The organism is Nocardia cyriacigeorgica (assembly GCF_010858045.1).
In the GTDB taxonomy this organism is placed as follows: Bacteria; Actinomycetota; Actinomycetes; order Mycobacteriales; family Mycobacteriaceae; genus Nocardia; species Nocardia cyriacigeorgica_E.
Map to the genome: position 1 here is coordinate 1 of NZ_JAAGVC010000262.1, position 308 is coordinate 308.

At 68.8% G+C, this 308-nt stretch carries 1 protein-coding gene; it reads left to right on the forward strand.

Annotation, left to right across the window (positions count from 1 at the left end; genetic code table 11):
- A partial coding sequence (locus GV790_RS29630; protein WP_163818117.1) for a hypothetical protein occupies positions 1-308 on the forward strand: 308 nt, incomplete at both ends.

Genomic DNA, 308 nt, shown 5'->3' on the forward strand with positions numbered 1-308 from the left:
CCTGGACCCCCGACCTCATCGCCGACCACGCCGGCGTCACCGGCTCCGGTCTGCCGCGCAACCTCAGCACGATCGGGCGCACCGTCCCCGACGTCCTGGTCGGCGCCTGCTGGCCCGCCGTGTTCGCGGTGCTCGGAGCCACCCGCACCGAGGCCGCCGAGTCGGTCATCGAGGGCATGCTCGATCTGGTGCATCTCGATCACCGGATCGAGCTGGTGCGCGAATTGCCTACCACCACAAGTATTCTGGTGGTACGCGCCGAATCGACGTCGGTGCTCGACACCGATATGGGCCGGGTCGTCGAGGTC